This is a genomic window from Rossellomorea aquimaris, assembly GCF_020172085.1.
GTDB lineage: Bacteria > Bacillota > Bacilli > Bacillales > Bacillaceae_B > Rossellomorea > Rossellomorea aquimaris_E.
The window spans coordinates 237,913-251,173 of sequence record NZ_JAIVAT010000007.1 but is presented as its reverse complement, the minus strand read 5'-3'; the positions used below and the strand labels follow the sequence as shown (position 1 = coordinate 251,173).

14 protein-coding genes are annotated in these 13,261 nt (G+C 44.8%); 5 read left to right on the top strand and 9 right to left on the bottom strand.

Annotated features, from left to right (window positions below; translation table 11 throughout):
• Positions 1-67: 67 nt before the first annotated feature.
• Positions 68-715 carry a class F sortase gene (locus LCL96_RS13810; protein ID WP_224942030.1) on the top strand — a complete coding sequence of 216 codons (648 nt, stop codon included), beginning with the start codon at positions 68-70 and terminating at the stop codon, positions 713-715.
• An 88-nt stretch (positions 716-803) separates the two neighbouring features.
• Complete coding sequence (locus LCL96_RS13805) at positions 804-1,031, top strand: hypothetical protein (protein ID WP_224942029.1); 228 nt, start codon at positions 804-806, stop codon at positions 1,029-1,031.
• A gap of 47 nt (positions 1,032-1,078) precedes the next feature.
• Here LCL96_RS13805 and LCL96_RS13800 read toward each other — a convergent pair whose 3' ends face one another.
• The 9 genes from LCL96_RS13800 to queF all read right to left on the bottom strand — a co-directional run bounded on the left by LCL96_RS13800 (position 1,079) and on the right by queF (position 10,908).
• On the bottom strand, positions 1,079-2,146 hold the full coding sequence (locus tag LCL96_RS13800; protein WP_224943448.1) for a nitric oxide synthase oxygenase: 1,068 nt from the start codon (positions 2,144-2,146) through the stop codon (positions 1,079-1,081).
• A 114-nt stretch (positions 2,147-2,260) separates the two neighbouring features.
• Positions 2,261-2,776: a GNAT family N-acetyltransferase gene (locus LCL96_RS13795; protein WP_224942028.1), complete on the bottom strand. Its 516-nt coding sequence runs from the start codon at positions 2,774-2,776 to the stop codon at positions 2,261-2,263.
• A 78-nt stretch (positions 2,777-2,854) separates the two neighbouring features.
• Positions 2,855-3,826, bottom strand: a complete 972-nt coding sequence (locus LCL96_RS13790; protein ID WP_224942027.1) for an NAD(P)/FAD-dependent oxidoreductase — start codon at positions 3,824-3,826, stop codon at positions 2,855-2,857.
• Positions 3,827-3,912: 86 nt separating this feature from the next.
• Positions 3,913-5,787: a ribosomal protection-like ABC-F family protein gene (gene abc-f, locus LCL96_RS13785; RefSeq protein ID WP_224942026.1), complete on the bottom strand. Its 1,875-nt coding sequence runs from the start codon at positions 5,785-5,787 to the stop codon at positions 3,913-3,915.
• A gap of 228 nt (positions 5,788-6,015) precedes the next feature.
• Positions 6,016-6,129, bottom strand: a complete 114-nt coding sequence (locus LCL96_RS23615; RefSeq protein ID WP_318246429.1) for an RAxF-45 family protein — start codon at positions 6,127-6,129, stop codon at positions 6,016-6,018.
• 78 nt (positions 6,130-6,207) lie between these two features.
• The gene (locus LCL96_RS13780) at positions 6,208-7,848 is read right to left on the bottom strand and encodes a DUF2339 domain-containing protein (protein WP_224942025.1); all 1,641 of its coding nucleotides are present in this window, start codon (positions 7,846-7,848) and stop codon (positions 6,208-6,210) included.
• A 305-nt stretch (positions 7,849-8,153) separates the two neighbouring features.
• A complete protein-coding gene (locus tag LCL96_RS13775; RefSeq protein ID WP_224942024.1) occupies positions 8,154-9,002 on the bottom strand; it encodes a YitT family protein in 849 nt (282 codons plus the stop codon).
• 395 nt (positions 9,003-9,397) lie between these two features.
• A complete protein-coding gene (locus LCL96_RS13770) occupies positions 9,398-10,297 on the bottom strand; it encodes an EamA family transporter (protein ID WP_224942023.1) in 900 nt (299 codons plus the stop codon).
• A 113-nt stretch (positions 10,298-10,410) separates the two neighbouring features.
• Complete coding sequence (gene queF / locus LCL96_RS13765; RefSeq protein WP_034761195.1) at positions 10,411-10,908, bottom strand: preQ(1) synthase; 498 nt, start codon at positions 10,906-10,908, stop codon at positions 10,411-10,413.
• Between the two features lie 345 nt (positions 10,909-11,253).
• Here queF and LCL96_RS13760 point away from each other — a divergent pair, with 345 nt between their 5' ends.
• The 3 genes from LCL96_RS13760 to LCL96_RS13750 are packed head-to-tail and all read left to right on the top strand — an operon-like array spanning position 11,254 to position 13,035.
• A complete protein-coding gene (locus LCL96_RS13760; protein WP_224942022.1) occupies positions 11,254-11,904 on the top strand; it encodes a B12-binding domain-containing protein in 651 nt (216 codons plus the stop codon).
• Between the two features lie 52 nt (positions 11,905-11,956).
• Complete coding sequence (locus LCL96_RS13755) at positions 11,957-12,454, top strand: hypothetical protein (RefSeq protein WP_224942021.1); 498 nt, start codon at positions 11,957-11,959, stop codon at positions 12,452-12,454.
• A gap of 23 nt (positions 12,455-12,477) precedes the next feature.
• Positions 12,478-13,035, top strand: coding sequence for a beta-class carbonic anhydrase (locus LCL96_RS13750; RefSeq protein WP_224942020.1), 558 nt, complete (start codon positions 12,478-12,480; stop codon positions 13,033-13,035).
• Positions 13,036-13,261: the final 226 nt, after the last annotated feature.

Here is a 13,261-nt window from a genome sequence, read left to right as displayed (position 1 = left end):
CATGAGAGGGACGGACCTATTAAAGGTCCGTCCCCCAGTGTGAAGATGAAAGGAGTGGCTTCACATAATGTATACTATGAGGGTTGTACTTCTTGTGCTTGTACTATTGCCCATTTCTGCCTGTTCTGCTGGAATTAGTTCAACTTCTACAGGAGATCATCAAGCAGCTACGCAAACAGCAGAGAAGCAGGAAATGCCGACAACTCAGATGGCCAGTACCACAACCTCCCCTTCTCCATTTGCAGATACCATCATTAAAGATGAAAGAAGTGGAATCGTACCCGCTACCATTGAAATCCCTGCCATTGGTGTTTCCACATCCATTGAATCGGTAGGATTAAAGGAAAATGGTGAGATGGCCGTTACTGAAAGCTTTAAGACGACCGCCTGGTATCAGGGCGGATACAAGCCTGGTGAACCCGGTAATGCCGTCATCGGCGGGCATGTGGACAGCCGGAATGGTCCAGCGGTATTTTATAAGCTGAACAAGCTTTCAAAAGGGGACGAAATCACGGTAAAAAATAAAGCTGGAGAAAAGAGGACATTTGTTGTTATAGACAAGAAAGAATATCCTTGGGACGACGCTCCCTTGAAATCAATCTTTGGATATTCAGCTGCAAGCTCTCTCAATCTCATCACCTGTACAGGAGACTTTGATCACTCTGCACGAAATTACAGCAAGCGTCTGGTCGTATACACCGAATTGAAATCCTGACGGAAACAGCACGGACTCCCTCCGATGCTGTTTTTTTATGGATATTTTTAGAAAGAATTGAAATCCTAACAGTAAGGAAGGTGATACCATGAATGAAGAACAACTGGAAGATCTGTTCAGCTTCTATGGATATGAGGATTTATATAAACGATTCAAGACACCCCTTTATGTCACTGGAATCATGGATGATGCCGACACCGAATTACTCGAGGATTTCTTTGAGAACTTTACATTCGATGGCCGGGTATTGTTTGATGAGTTCAGATTCTGGTTTCAATATTATGAAGTATCAAAGCGACCGCCTTTTACTCTTTGACTCATAAAAAAAGCTGTTCTCTGCACATTCACAGAAAACAGCTTTTTTCAGTATGGTTTATCCTGATAGAAATAATTGGTCGCGTTCCACGCATTCTCATATTCTTTATGAAAAATATGAGTCGTCGCCGGTGAAACAGGCGGGATCAACCATGTCCAGTCCCCGGTTACCTCACGATCAGCTCTCTCCTCGTTTTCTTCAAACAGACGGAATTGCTGAGCAGCCGTATGGTGGTCCACAATGCTTACTCCATCTTCTTTAAAGCTGTGAAGCACAGCAATGTTCAATTCGATCAGGGCCTTGTCCTTCCACAATGTGGCGGCTCTCGATGTATCCAGTCCCATGCAGCTGGCCACTTTCGGAATGAGGTTGTAGCGGTTTTCATCCGCAAGATTTCGCGCTCCGATTTCCGTTTCCATATACCAGCCGTTGAACGGGGCCGCCTTATAGGAGATTCCGCCAATTTTCATTTCCATGTCAGAAATGATCGGGACTCCATACCACTTCAGCCCGAGATCCCGGAACCAATCAAATTCGGGGTGACGGAGAGATACCTGCAGTGTAAGAGATGGCTCGATTTCCCGTAGTTTCGGAGCCTCTTCCCCAATCTGCACGACGAACGGAAGAACGTCAAAGTCCGTCCCTTCCCCTTTCCATCCAAGCTCCTGGCATTTCCGTGTGAATTCAGTGGAATGGGGGTCACCGATGTACTGTCCATTTTCCTTATAACCTGCATACCGGATCAGTTGATGATTCCATAACCGAATGTCAGGCTTATTCGGGTGTGACGGTCTGAATACCGTGATTGTTGGACGGATCCTGCCGCCGTTCGACGCAAATTCCAAATGCCGCTCAAGTGCCTGGAACACTTCCTCTTCCGTATCCGCTTCCCGCTCGTCCAACACATTCAAGGAATTCCAGAACAGGCGGCCGATGCAGCGGTTGCTGTTTCTCCAGGCAAGCTTTGCGCCAAAGGCAAGCTCTTCTTTTGTATGGGTATAGGTTCCTTCTGTCGCTAGTTCATTTTCTATTTGTTGTAAACGAAACGTGATGTCTGCTTCGCTTTTATCCAGTTCTTTATACATTTGTTCAATGAAGACTTTCGCCTCATCCATAATCGGTGTCAATATAATCGCTTCCCTACTATCTTATTCAGCGCATACTGTACCTTCAAGTATACCATTTTTCCCATACCTTTTTCCTTGGTACATTTGAACAACCGTTGAATTCTAGAGAGTCACGGCTTTCTCATAGCATCGGTATTCCTGGTGTCCCTCAGGCTTTGTGGTGAAATGGACGGAGCCACGGTATTCATATCCCATTTTCTCATAAAGAGCCTTCGCTCCTGTGTTCCTTGAGTAGGCATCCAACCGGATACTCCTGTATCCTTTCTCACCTGCCAGCTCCTCACATTGTTCCATGAAAATCTTACCGAGGCCATTCCCCTGCTGAAGCGGATCGAGAAACAAAGCGTGGATTACCCATTCGTCTTTAAGTTCCCATGGAATTTCCGACCATTCAGGTGACTGCCACTCATTTAAAGTAGCTGATCCCGCCACTTCGCCGTCCACCATCAGCACATAAAGATTCCCGTTATCCATCACTTCTTCAAAATACTCCCTGCTCGGGTACTGGTCATTCCATTGAAGCATTCCTTTTTCATCCAGATCTTTTTTGCATCTTCTATACACATCCATAATCGTGTCGAGCTGCTCTCTACTTGCCTTGATCAATTGTATCGTCATCGTATGTCTCCCGCTTATCGATTGAATTATGTAGCTCTTTGTAGTGTTTGTCCTGAATGTGGTCGTTATGCGGGCATATCATATTCCCTTCCGCTTCTCCGCTACCCTTTCCCCTGCAGAAATGCCGGATAAATAGGCACTCTCAAAGCGTGTTCTTCCCGCTTCATCTTGTTCACGAAGAAACGCATCTCCGCAGATGATGATCCGGTTATCGCAGCCCGTTTCTATGAATGGCCTTCGGATCACAGTCTCTGCTTCTGCATATCTCCAACGTTTCAACTCCGCTCCTGCAATCTCACTTCCCTCTGCAAGGTAACGTTCTGCCACCTTTTGGATTTCTTTCAGTATCCCATGGTCTTCGAACCGTTCATTCTTCTTTGACCACTTACCAGTCATATACACACTGACCGTTACGGACTGGGAAATACCTTTCTTACGGTGATCTACCACCCTCTCTACCCCGTAAGGCAAATCCTCGTCCAAATGCCCTGGTGCGGGGATACTGCTTGGACCTTCAAGGGTGAACATGCCCACGAAACAAGGAGCAAACGAAATCGTCGATAGCTCGTCTTGTTCCATTCCCTTAAGCAACGCTAAAGCCTGGGGTGCTGGTGCCGTCACAACGCAATGATCCGCTGAAATGATTTCACCATTCTCAAGTTCCACTTCAAGAGGTTCGTCCCTCCTGTCACGAATGGCACTTACTTTCGTGTTCTGTTTGACAGGGATGGTTTCTGCCAATTGTTTTGCAAGGGCATTCATCCCGTTGACGGATGTGTATCGGGGATAGGGGTTCCCGAACCACCGCTTTACCCATCCTGCTTCTAGCCACCTCTCCACATCCTTTTGAAGCTCCGAAGATCGCACAGTAAAAAATTGGGCACCGTGGTCAGCTTTTCCTTTATCGATCCTCCTTGTGGCGAGCCTTCCGCCGACGCTCCTGCTCTTTTCTACTATAAGGATATCTTTTATCCCCTTGTTCAAAAGGGTTCTGGCCGCCATGATCCCTGACAGGCCCCCTCCGATGATGATCACTTCTTTCTTCTCCATGTTCCTCATCCTTTCTTTGGTTTCATTATACGGATTCCTTCTTAGAAATTGAAAGGGAGATGACTGTTGTCGTCATCTCCCTTTTCCTATGCCAATATGTCTTCTAAGTCCTGATACATTCTGTTCCGTTCCTGCTCTTTCTGTTCTTTGTCCTTGTAAAGTTCTTGAAGGACATCAAGATCTTGTTCAGAGAGAAGCTTTTGTTCAATGATAAAGATCTCCTCTTCCATCCGTTCGAGGTCAGCTTCTATTTCGTCCATGTTTCGTGCAGGTTTTTCTGGAGCCGGTTTAGGCGGTGTATCCTTCACCACCTTTACAACAGGCTCTTCCGGTGCGATTTCGGGAAGCTTTTCCTTCGCCCAGCTATAGGGTCCTTCGAAGAAATAAAGCTCGCCCCGGTGAATCCAGTATGTTTTATGAAACAGTTTATTTAAAAAGTAGCGGTCATGGGATACGGCAAGGATCGTGCCCTTGAAATCGTCCAGTGCATCCTCAAGCACCTCTCTCGAATCGATATCCAAATGATTCGTCGGCTCATCAAGGACAAGGAAATTAATGTCCTGATGCATGAGCTGGGCAAGTCTGAGCCTCATCTTTTCCCCTCCACTTAATTGACCGACCTTCCTGAACACATTCGGTCCATAAAACAGGAACTTCGCGAGGATATGACGGGCATCCCCTTCTGTGACAGGTACTTCTTCCCTGAAGGCATCAATCAACCTCACTGAAGGATCGGCCACTGTAAAGTGCTGAGACAGATATCCGATCTTCACATTGCTTCCGAGTTTCACCACGCCGTTATCCGCGGTTTCCTCACCAAGGAGCATCTTGATGATCGTCGACTTCCCTGTTCCATTCTGGCCGACGATCGCTGTACGGTCCTTGAAATGGACGTTGAGACCTGCTTTTTCAAATAAAGTTTTTTCCCCATAGGCTTTCGAGACATCCTCCATGGAAAAGACGATTTTCCCGCTTCGATCACTTTCCTCAAATTCCAACCCCATCTTTTTCCGGTCAAGAATCGGTCGCTTGATTTTCTCCATTCTCTCCAAGGCTCTTTCCATATTACGTGCGCGCTTGTGTAGGGCTTCATTCGGGGGATTAGCCTGATTCGCCCATTCTCTCAGCCTTTTAATGGCTTCCTTCATTTTCTTGATTTTCTTCTGTTGCTCCTGATAGGCCTGAAACTCGATCATCAGACGTTCTTCCTTTTCTTTCACAAATCCGGAGTAATTCGTATGATACACCGTCAGCTCGCCGTCCTCTAAGTCGTACACTTTGTTAATGACGTGATCGAGGAAATATCGGTCATGGGAAATGCACATCACGGTTCCTTCATACTCTTTCAAAAAGTCCTCCAGCCATTCGACTGCACCGATATCAAGATGGTTCGTCGGTTCGTCCAGAAGCAGTAAATCCGGCTTTTGCAATAAGATCAGCCCCAGACAAAGCTTTGTCTGCTCTCCTCCGCTACAGCTGGTGAAATCTTTTTCCACAAGCTCTTCAATATCAAGACCGTTCACGATTTTCGCGATACTGGACTCGATCTCATACCCTCCTAAAAGAGTGAATTCATCTTGACGTTTTCCGTATTCCTCTAGTAATCGATTGAGCTTCTCAGGATCCTGCTCGGCTCCCATCTTGCTTTCCAGCTCTTTTAAACGCTCTCCTATTTCGATGAGTTCAGAAAACGCTGATCTCAGGACGTCGATCCCCTTCGTTCCTTGCCCGTACTGAGGAATTTGTGCAAGGTAGCCTACCTTCGCCCCCTTTTTTAAATGAACGAGTCCTTTATCCGGTGTTTCCACTCCTGATAGAAGCTTAAAGATCGTCGTCTTTCCTGTCCCATTCCGACCGACGAGTCCGATCCGGGATCCTTCCGGTATTTCAAAAGATAAATCTTCAAATATGAGATTTCCACCAAACATCTTACTTAATTCCTGTGCGCTGCAAATAATCATTTTCCTCTTCCTTTCGGGTATCTTTATATAAAGGTAAGAGATTCAACAAAAAAGCCATGGAGAAGCAGAAGGCTCCCCCATGGCTGATGGACATGCGGAATGGAATACACCGCACCCCCTCTTTTTATAAAAGAAGATATAAAAAAGAGAGCGAAAATGCCCCCTTTTTCCGATTCTTTCATCAAAAAGTGATTGGAATTGAGACCTCTTACCGTTCAGTATTCATATTCACTTGCTGAAAAAGGGCATACGTGTCCCCTTGAACGCAAATGCATGAAAAATTGCACGGCAAAGGTAAATAAAATCTAAATACTTCCCACGCAATCCTACAGAACGATTCATCTCAATTCCACCTCCTTTTCTTAATCACGATCGTTATTGGTTTTATTATATAATTATTCTGAAAGCTTTTGCAACGTGTTATTTCTTTTTATAGAGAATCCTTGATAATACGAGACCGATCACACCGATTGGAATCAGGATCATGGCTCGGATCGTGAAGTCCAGGAACACAAGGTCGGCAAGGAAGAATTTCACCAGCGCCAGGGCCAGGAAGCTGATCCCCACCCAGCGGTAAAACACATCCTTTCTGCTTTCCCCATAAATGAGATAGCCGATGGACAATGTTGCGATCGCTACAGTGAAGGCCGTCGTCCTCGGTGTATACTCCCAGTCGATGACGATAAAATCGGTCAAACGCAGGATAAAGAACATCACCAGACCTGTCAGAAAGACTTTCACCGTGGTCGTTGAAACATCCAAGAAAGAAGATTCCTCTTTGTTAAAACGGGAGAACACATACACATAAGTAAATGCAAAAATGAAAATCGGTAGCTCCACACTGAAGAAATCTTCCGACGCACTGGTCATCATCCCCAAGAACGAAAACATCATCAAGAGAAATGAACCGGCAAAGCTGACATAGCTTTCTCTTCTCCCTGCAAGCCACAACAGGGCATTCGCCTCGATGGCCACCAGCACGAAGCGCCAATCGTACTCAAACCATTCGAACAGGAAGAGCAGCACATGCAGGAATCCAAGGACAAGCAGGACATCCTTCGTCCGCTTCTTTTCCTTTGGCTCAATGAAGGAGACCCCGATATACACAGCAGCAAACGCGACATAGTAGAGAAGTGGAATCTCTGCATAAATATCATTCAACAATCCAAGAAGGATGAAGCTGCCTGTCACGAGAGCCGGAATCATCTCGGCACTCACCCGTTCATCCCGATTAAGGACAATCAGCAGCAGGATGTAAGCGTGCTGGATCGCAAATGGGATCAGCACGGTCAGCGTGACCTCCCCAACTCCAAAGGCCGCAAAGAAGAATAGTGAAAAATAGAGTAAATAATAATGAATATTCCAGGCAATCCGGTATCTCTTTAACGTACTGAACGTCATCAGCACAAAGAACAGCACAAGCTCGTAGCCGTAAAACAGCCACTCATTCCGTTCATCCCCTGCAAAAATGAATGGGAACAGATAGGCACCTGTCCCGATCAAGCAAAGGATCAATTGAGAACGGTGCTTATGGGATGCCCACAGTCCCACAGAAATGATCAGGATTAATAAAAGATTCGTGATGAGTCCACCTATATATCCGTAAAGGATATTGGCTGAAAATAACGTGATGATCGCAAGGACAATGCTTCCCGATATAAGCGTGATGGATAGTTTACGCTGATCCCGGCTGTACCTCTCACCAAGTGCGTACATGACGATACTGATCAGGGCTCCGGTCAACACCCTCAACCCTGGTGTCACCCAGCCGTTTTGGGAAGCCGCCATGAACCCCCAGATACTCCCTATTAAGAGAACGAACAGAAATACTTTTGGAAGCCAGCGTTCGACTGAGAAGTCAAATGGCTCTTTCTCTATAAAAGGCTCTGTTGTTTCATCAGCTGTGATCTGCGTTTCAGGCTCCTTGTACACCTCCGCTTTTTGTATAACGGGTGATTCTTTCTCGCTCTTTGCCTGAATCAACTGCCTTTTGACAAGATACAGTTCTTTTTCCAGAAAGCTGATTTTTCTCTCGAGCCTCTCAAGTTCTTCTTTTTCCAATATTTCCACCCCCTTACTTCTATTTATACAAGAAGATTGAAATATTTTCCTTTATTTTTTCCGCTCTTTTTGCATAGATTGTTGCTATAAACAGGCGAGCAGTTGTTGATTTCCGCTCCAGGTGCTCGCTTTCCGCGGGGCTGGCGGTGAGCCTCCTCGGGCTAAAGCCCTGTGGGGTCTCACCTGTCCAGCGTTTCCCGCAGGAGTCGAGCACCTTCCACTCCAATCAACTTTCTGAGTATCAGTTTTTTGTACAACTAAAATATTCAAAAAAAACTCCACCTCATAAAAAGGTGGAGTTTCTTCTATGCTAATCTCTTAAAGTTTTGACCCAAGATTTCATTCATCGTGTGAACAGTGATGAATGCACGGTTATCAACCTGGGTGATGAAGCCTTTCAGCTTGGAGAAGTCCTTACGCCCAAGGATCGTCGTGATGACTTCTTTCTCGTCGGACGTGAACGCTCCCGTTGCTGTGTGGATCGTCGCCCCTTTACCAAGTTCATGGACGATATAGGACTTGATTTCATCACTGTAGCTGCTGATGATGACAATCTCTTTATTGGAATTGAATTGCTGCAGCGCATAATCGATGACGAGTCCGTTCAGGATGACACCGAAGAACGCATACATGCCGACTTGCGGTCCAAATAGTACAGCAGATGAAAGGGCAATGGACAAGTCCGCTAAGAGGACGCCACGGCCCACATCTATATTGAAATATTTATTAAAGATCAAGGCAATGATATCTGTTCCACCCGTTGATGCCTGCTGGTTGAACACGATGGCCATACCGGTTGCGGCAATGCACTGACCAATGATCAATTGAATCAAAATATCATTGCTTAGCGGCGCACTCATCGGAGCGAATTTCTCCAATAACCAGACATAGAATGAAAGAGCAAAACTCGCATAAATCGTTTTTGCACCGAAATTGAAGCCGAGAAAGATCACACCGACGATAAACAGGATGACATTGATGATAATCATGAACAGTCCAAGAGACATTCCCGGGAACAAATCGTTCATGATGATCGACAATCCACTGACTCCCCCTGTCGCTAAATTATTAGGCGATAAGAAAAAATGGACATTCACCGAAACAAGAAATGCACCGAGATTCATCAATAAGAAGGATAATATTCTTTGTCGCATCACCGCAACCTCCTTTTTCTTTTAGATTTTTTTGGTTTTCCGTAAATGGTTGAACAACGGGATTATAAAGCCCATGAAGACCCTTTGTAAAGGGAATCCGGCTAAAAAAATAAGGTTTAATAATTGTGACAATTGGAAGGGTTTGCAGATGTGTAGAGGTTGGGATTTTGTTTTTTGGGGATAGTCTCTGTGGAAATTGGGAAGCGGAGGAAAATTGTCGTATTTTGTAGAACGGTCGATAAGTTGTGGTCTTCGGTTGATAAAATGAAAGAACGGTTGATATCTTGAAAATTCGGTCGATATATCCTGATAACGGTTCAAATTTCTCCATAAAGGGGCGATAAATCTCGCCAACCACAAAAGAAGCCCCCTTCATCCAAGAAGGGAGCTTCCATTTACCCAAATTGTTTTCGTGATCGGGTAGGTCTTATATCAAATTGAGGGATTGCGATTCCAATTAATATGAGCAGTATTCCCAGGAACTGAAGTGGAAGAACCTGTTCCTCCAGGATCCACATGGCTGCAAGGATGGCCGCCGGAAGTTCCGCCGCCCCCATGATCGTCGATAAACTCGAATCGATATGCGGTGTGCCGATGGCGAAAAACACAACGGGAAGGATGCTCCCGAATATCCCAACGAGCATACCGAAGTCAGCCATCTCTACAAGCTGTACCGGCTCATGTAAAAAGTCGGGGCGAAACGCGATGAGGACGACAAGCAGACCACCAAGGGTGATCATCATGCTCTTTTGAATCGTCGGAACTTCTTTTGCCACTTTTCCACTGAAGAAAAGAAACAGGGCGAAAGTGATGGCTGCAAAAAATCCAAATAGGATACCTATACTGTTTTCAGCCCATCTGAAGTCTGATGAAGAGCCGATCCCGCCCGCCAACAGGGTCCCCATCCAAAGAAACAATACTGACAGTAACTTTTTATTAGAAGGAAGTTTTCTTAAGTAGATGGATTCAATCAACACGCCGATCCACGTAAATTGAAAAAGCATGACAACCGCAATGGATGCAGGAACTGCTTGAAGACTGAGCCCATAAAAGATCCCCGTCATGCTGAGTAATAGTCCGACTCCAAGGAGCGAGATCCAATGCTTTTTACTCAACCTTATTTTTTTCGTAAAAAGAAACGCCAGGAACAGCATGGCCACTCCAAATAAATATTGAACACCCGTCACCTCTGACACCGAGTACCCCTCGGCGAATCCCAGTTTTACGACAGAAGCATGAATCCCGTAGGAGCCCGCTCCGATTAATACACAAAGAGAAGCGTTTAATGGTCTCATCCTGCCCCCTCCTTTTCTATCTCTCAAGCAAGTATAATCCCCGTTATTTATTTCGGCAATAGAAATATCCGCCTAAAAAAAGAACGATTCTTTTAAAGAATCGTTCTTACATTTTATCGATTATCTATTTTCTCAGGGTACAAATCATGGTTCATCAAGCGATGGTCGGCCATTGTTTCGTATTTCGTACCAGGCTTTCCGTAGTTGCAGTAAGGGTCGATGCTGATACCGCCGCGTGGAGTGAATTTCCCCCATACTTCGATATAGCGCGGATCCATTAATTCGATGAGATCGTTCATGATGATGTTCATGCAATCTTCATGGAAATCCCCATGGTTACGGAAGCTGAACAGATAAAGCTTTAATGATTTACTTTCTACCATCTTCTCACCTGGAATATAGCTGATATAGATGGTTGCAAAGTCCGGCTGTCCTGTCTTCGGACAAAGGCTTGTGAATTCCGGGCAATTGAATTTAACGAAATAATCCCGGTTCGGATGCTTATTGTCGAATGCTTCCAGAATGTGTGGAGCATATTCAAATAAGTAATTGGTTCCTTGATTCCCTAATAATGATAAATCTGTTAAATCTTCGTCTTTTCGTCCTGACATATAAAAATCCTCCCTTTCAGAGTGCTTCGAATGAAGGAGGACATAGCATTAGCCTAAGAATCGACATAACAGGCGGGCAAATTGCAAAAAATGTTTGTTCCTGTTACGCTTAAAGGATACTTGGCGGAAAATAAGCCAAGGTCAGATTCGTAGAACCATAGTTTTTTATAGAGGGTTAATGCTATGAACCTCTCTCAGGCAGTTAAGCGATATATAGTGTTACAGTGGTAATATTAAATAAGAATGATGGGAAAGTCAATCCAATTATAGATTGAGCTAGTGGCAGGAATTTCAATTCGATCTATTGAATATAGTAATTGGTATTTTCACTAGGAGTGATCAAACATGAATCAACTGGTCCAGGCTTTCACCAAGTCCATCCTTGCTGGAGATGTGCATGCACTGATGGAATTGCATTCCTCTTCCATTCACTCAAAAGTAGATAATTTCACTTTTTACGAGAAAATTATTAAGCCATCCATGTACAGGATCGGTGACCTTTGGGAGAAAAATCAAATTACCGTTGCAGATGAGCACCTGGCCACTGCAACTTTAAAGTATTTACTTGCTCATGTTTTTACCCACCACGAAGCTTTTGAAAACCATCCGAAAGCTCTTTTATTTTGTATAGAAGGCGAGCAGCACAGCCTTGGTCTAGAGCTTGCAAATGAAGTATTCAAAGAAAAAAAGTGGAATACCCGCTACCTGGGTTCCAACGTACCAATCAAGGATGCCCTGTCCTTCATCGGTGCATGGGAACCACATGTCGTGGGGATCTCGATTGGTATGACAACGGAACTGACTAGATTAAAAGAGTGCATCGAAGGAATCAGGTCTCAACATGAAGAAATTGAAATCCTTGTCGGAGGACGGCTGATTTCAAACTATTCCCTTGATTTCTTGGATAAATCAAAGGTAACAAGCTTTCACGATCTGGTAGAACTCAATGAGTATCTAACGGATATGTCAAGTGGACTTGTTTCCATGAAGGGTTAACTCCTTAATCACATGCAGCCTAACAATATAAGGTTCACTCAGGAGTGATCATGTGGAAAATTTGCATTTATGCCCAATTCCTTATCTGATACTGGATAGGCAATTCAATTTAATAGATGCCTCAAATTCAGGCTATGATTTCTTAATGCCCGGTGAAAATTTCATGTCCATTATAGAAGAGGAAAGTTCACCGAAGTTTGCCCGGATCATCCATAAAGATTCTCAAGGTGAAATGGAACTGAACTTGAAGAAGAACCATTCTTTTGAGCTTTTCGACCTCTTCTTTCAATTTTCAGAAGTACAGCAATATTTCCATGTAGCCATCATTGCAAAGGATGATCAGTATAAAAAGGTATCGGAGCAAATGAACGGCCTGTTCGATCTGATGGGAAAGTCCACTTATCCAAGGAAACAACCAAACCTGACAGAAGTGCTGGCAAAGGTTTCATCCTTATATTTAAAGCTTTCCAATACATCTGATTGGAATCGGCAAGAGATTATGGATAAAATAAAAGAGATTGAACATCACATTCAACAAAATGTGAAATAATTTCATTTATAGGAGAAGACGATATGACTTTATTAACGGACATACTAGATTACAATCAGCAATTTGTAGAAGAACAATCATATGAAGAGTACCGGACAACAAAGTTTCCGGACAAGCGCCTGGTCATTCTCACTTGTATGGATACTCGTTTAGTAGAGCTCTTACCTAAATCCATGAACATGAAAAACGGTGACGTTAAGGTTGTCAAAAACGCTGGCGCCGTCGTAAGCCACCCATTCGGAAGCATCATGCGCAGCCTGCTCGTTGCAGTCTATGAACTTCAGGCAGATGAAGTACTAGTGATCGGTCACCATGACTGCGGCATGAGCGCCATCAACAGCGACCAAATCCTGAACAAAATGACGGAACGCGGCATCACGCAAGATACACTCGACACCGTCAACTACTCAGGGATCGACCTACACGACTGGCTCAAAGGCTTCAACTCCGTACAGGAAAGCGTTGCCCACAGTGTCGACATGATCAAAAACCATCCGCTGATGGATAAAAAGATCCCTGTCCACGGACTTGTCATCAGCCCAGAAACAGGGAAGTTGGATCTTGTTGTAGAAGGGTATTAAAGAAGAAAAGCGGAAGGGGCTTGCCCTGGGGCGACAAGCATAAGACGAGTCACCCGGAAAGGCGTTTTTTGCCTTTTTGGGTGACTTGGCTTATGACCTCGAGCCCCAAGCCCCTGGAGCTGGACAAATCCAAAAGCGGAGGCTGCTAGGGCAGCCCCGACAAGCATAACTGGAAAATCCCTGAAGGCGTTCTTTGCCTTTGGGGATTTTTTTGTATCACCTTGGA

What these genes read in the sequence shown, in the direction of transcription:
- LCL96_RS13810 (WP_224942030.1), top strand. Translation starts at nt 68, where the DNA reads ATGTATACTATGAGGGTTGTACTTCTTGTGCTTGTACTATTGCCCATT.
- LCL96_RS13805 (WP_224942029.1), top strand. Translation starts at nt 804, where the DNA reads ATGAATGAAGAACAACTGGAAGATCTGTTCAGCTTCTATGGATATGAG.
- LCL96_RS13800 (WP_224943448.1), bottom strand. Translation starts at nt 2,146, where the DNA reads ATGGATGAGGCGAAAGTCTTCATTGAACAAATGTATAAAGAACTGGAT.
- LCL96_RS13795 (WP_224942028.1), bottom strand. Translation starts at nt 2,776, where the DNA reads ATGACGATACAATTGATCAAGGCAAGTAGAGAGCAGCTCGACACGATT.
- LCL96_RS13790 (WP_224942027.1), bottom strand. Translation starts at nt 3,826, where the DNA reads ATGGAGAAGAAAGAAGTGATCATCATCGGAGGGGGCCTGTCAGGGATC.
- abc-f (WP_224942026.1), bottom strand. Translation starts at nt 5,787, where the DNA reads ATGATTATTTGCAGCGCACAGGAATTAAGTAAGATGTTTGGTGGAAAT.
- LCL96_RS23615 (WP_318246429.1), bottom strand. Translation starts at nt 6,129, where the DNA reads ATGAATCGTTCTGTAGGATTGCGTGGGAAGTATTTAGATTTTATTTAC.
- LCL96_RS13775 (WP_224942024.1), bottom strand. Translation starts at nt 9,002, where the DNA reads ATGCGACAAAGAATATTATCCTTCTTATTGATGAATCTCGGTGCATTT.
- LCL96_RS13770 (WP_224942023.1), bottom strand. Translation starts at nt 10,297, where the DNA reads ATGAGACCATTAAACGCTTCTCTTTGTGTATTAATCGGAGCGGGCTCC.
- queF (WP_034761195.1), bottom strand. Translation starts at nt 10,908, where the DNA reads ATGTCAGGACGAAAAGACGAAGATTTAACAGATTTATCATTATTAGGG.
- LCL96_RS13760 (WP_224942022.1), top strand. Translation starts at nt 11,254, where the DNA reads ATGAATCAACTGGTCCAGGCTTTCACCAAGTCCATCCTTGCTGGAGAT.
- LCL96_RS13750 (WP_224942020.1), top strand. Translation starts at nt 12,478, where the DNA reads ATGACTTTATTAACGGACATACTAGATTACAATCAGCAATTTGTAGAA.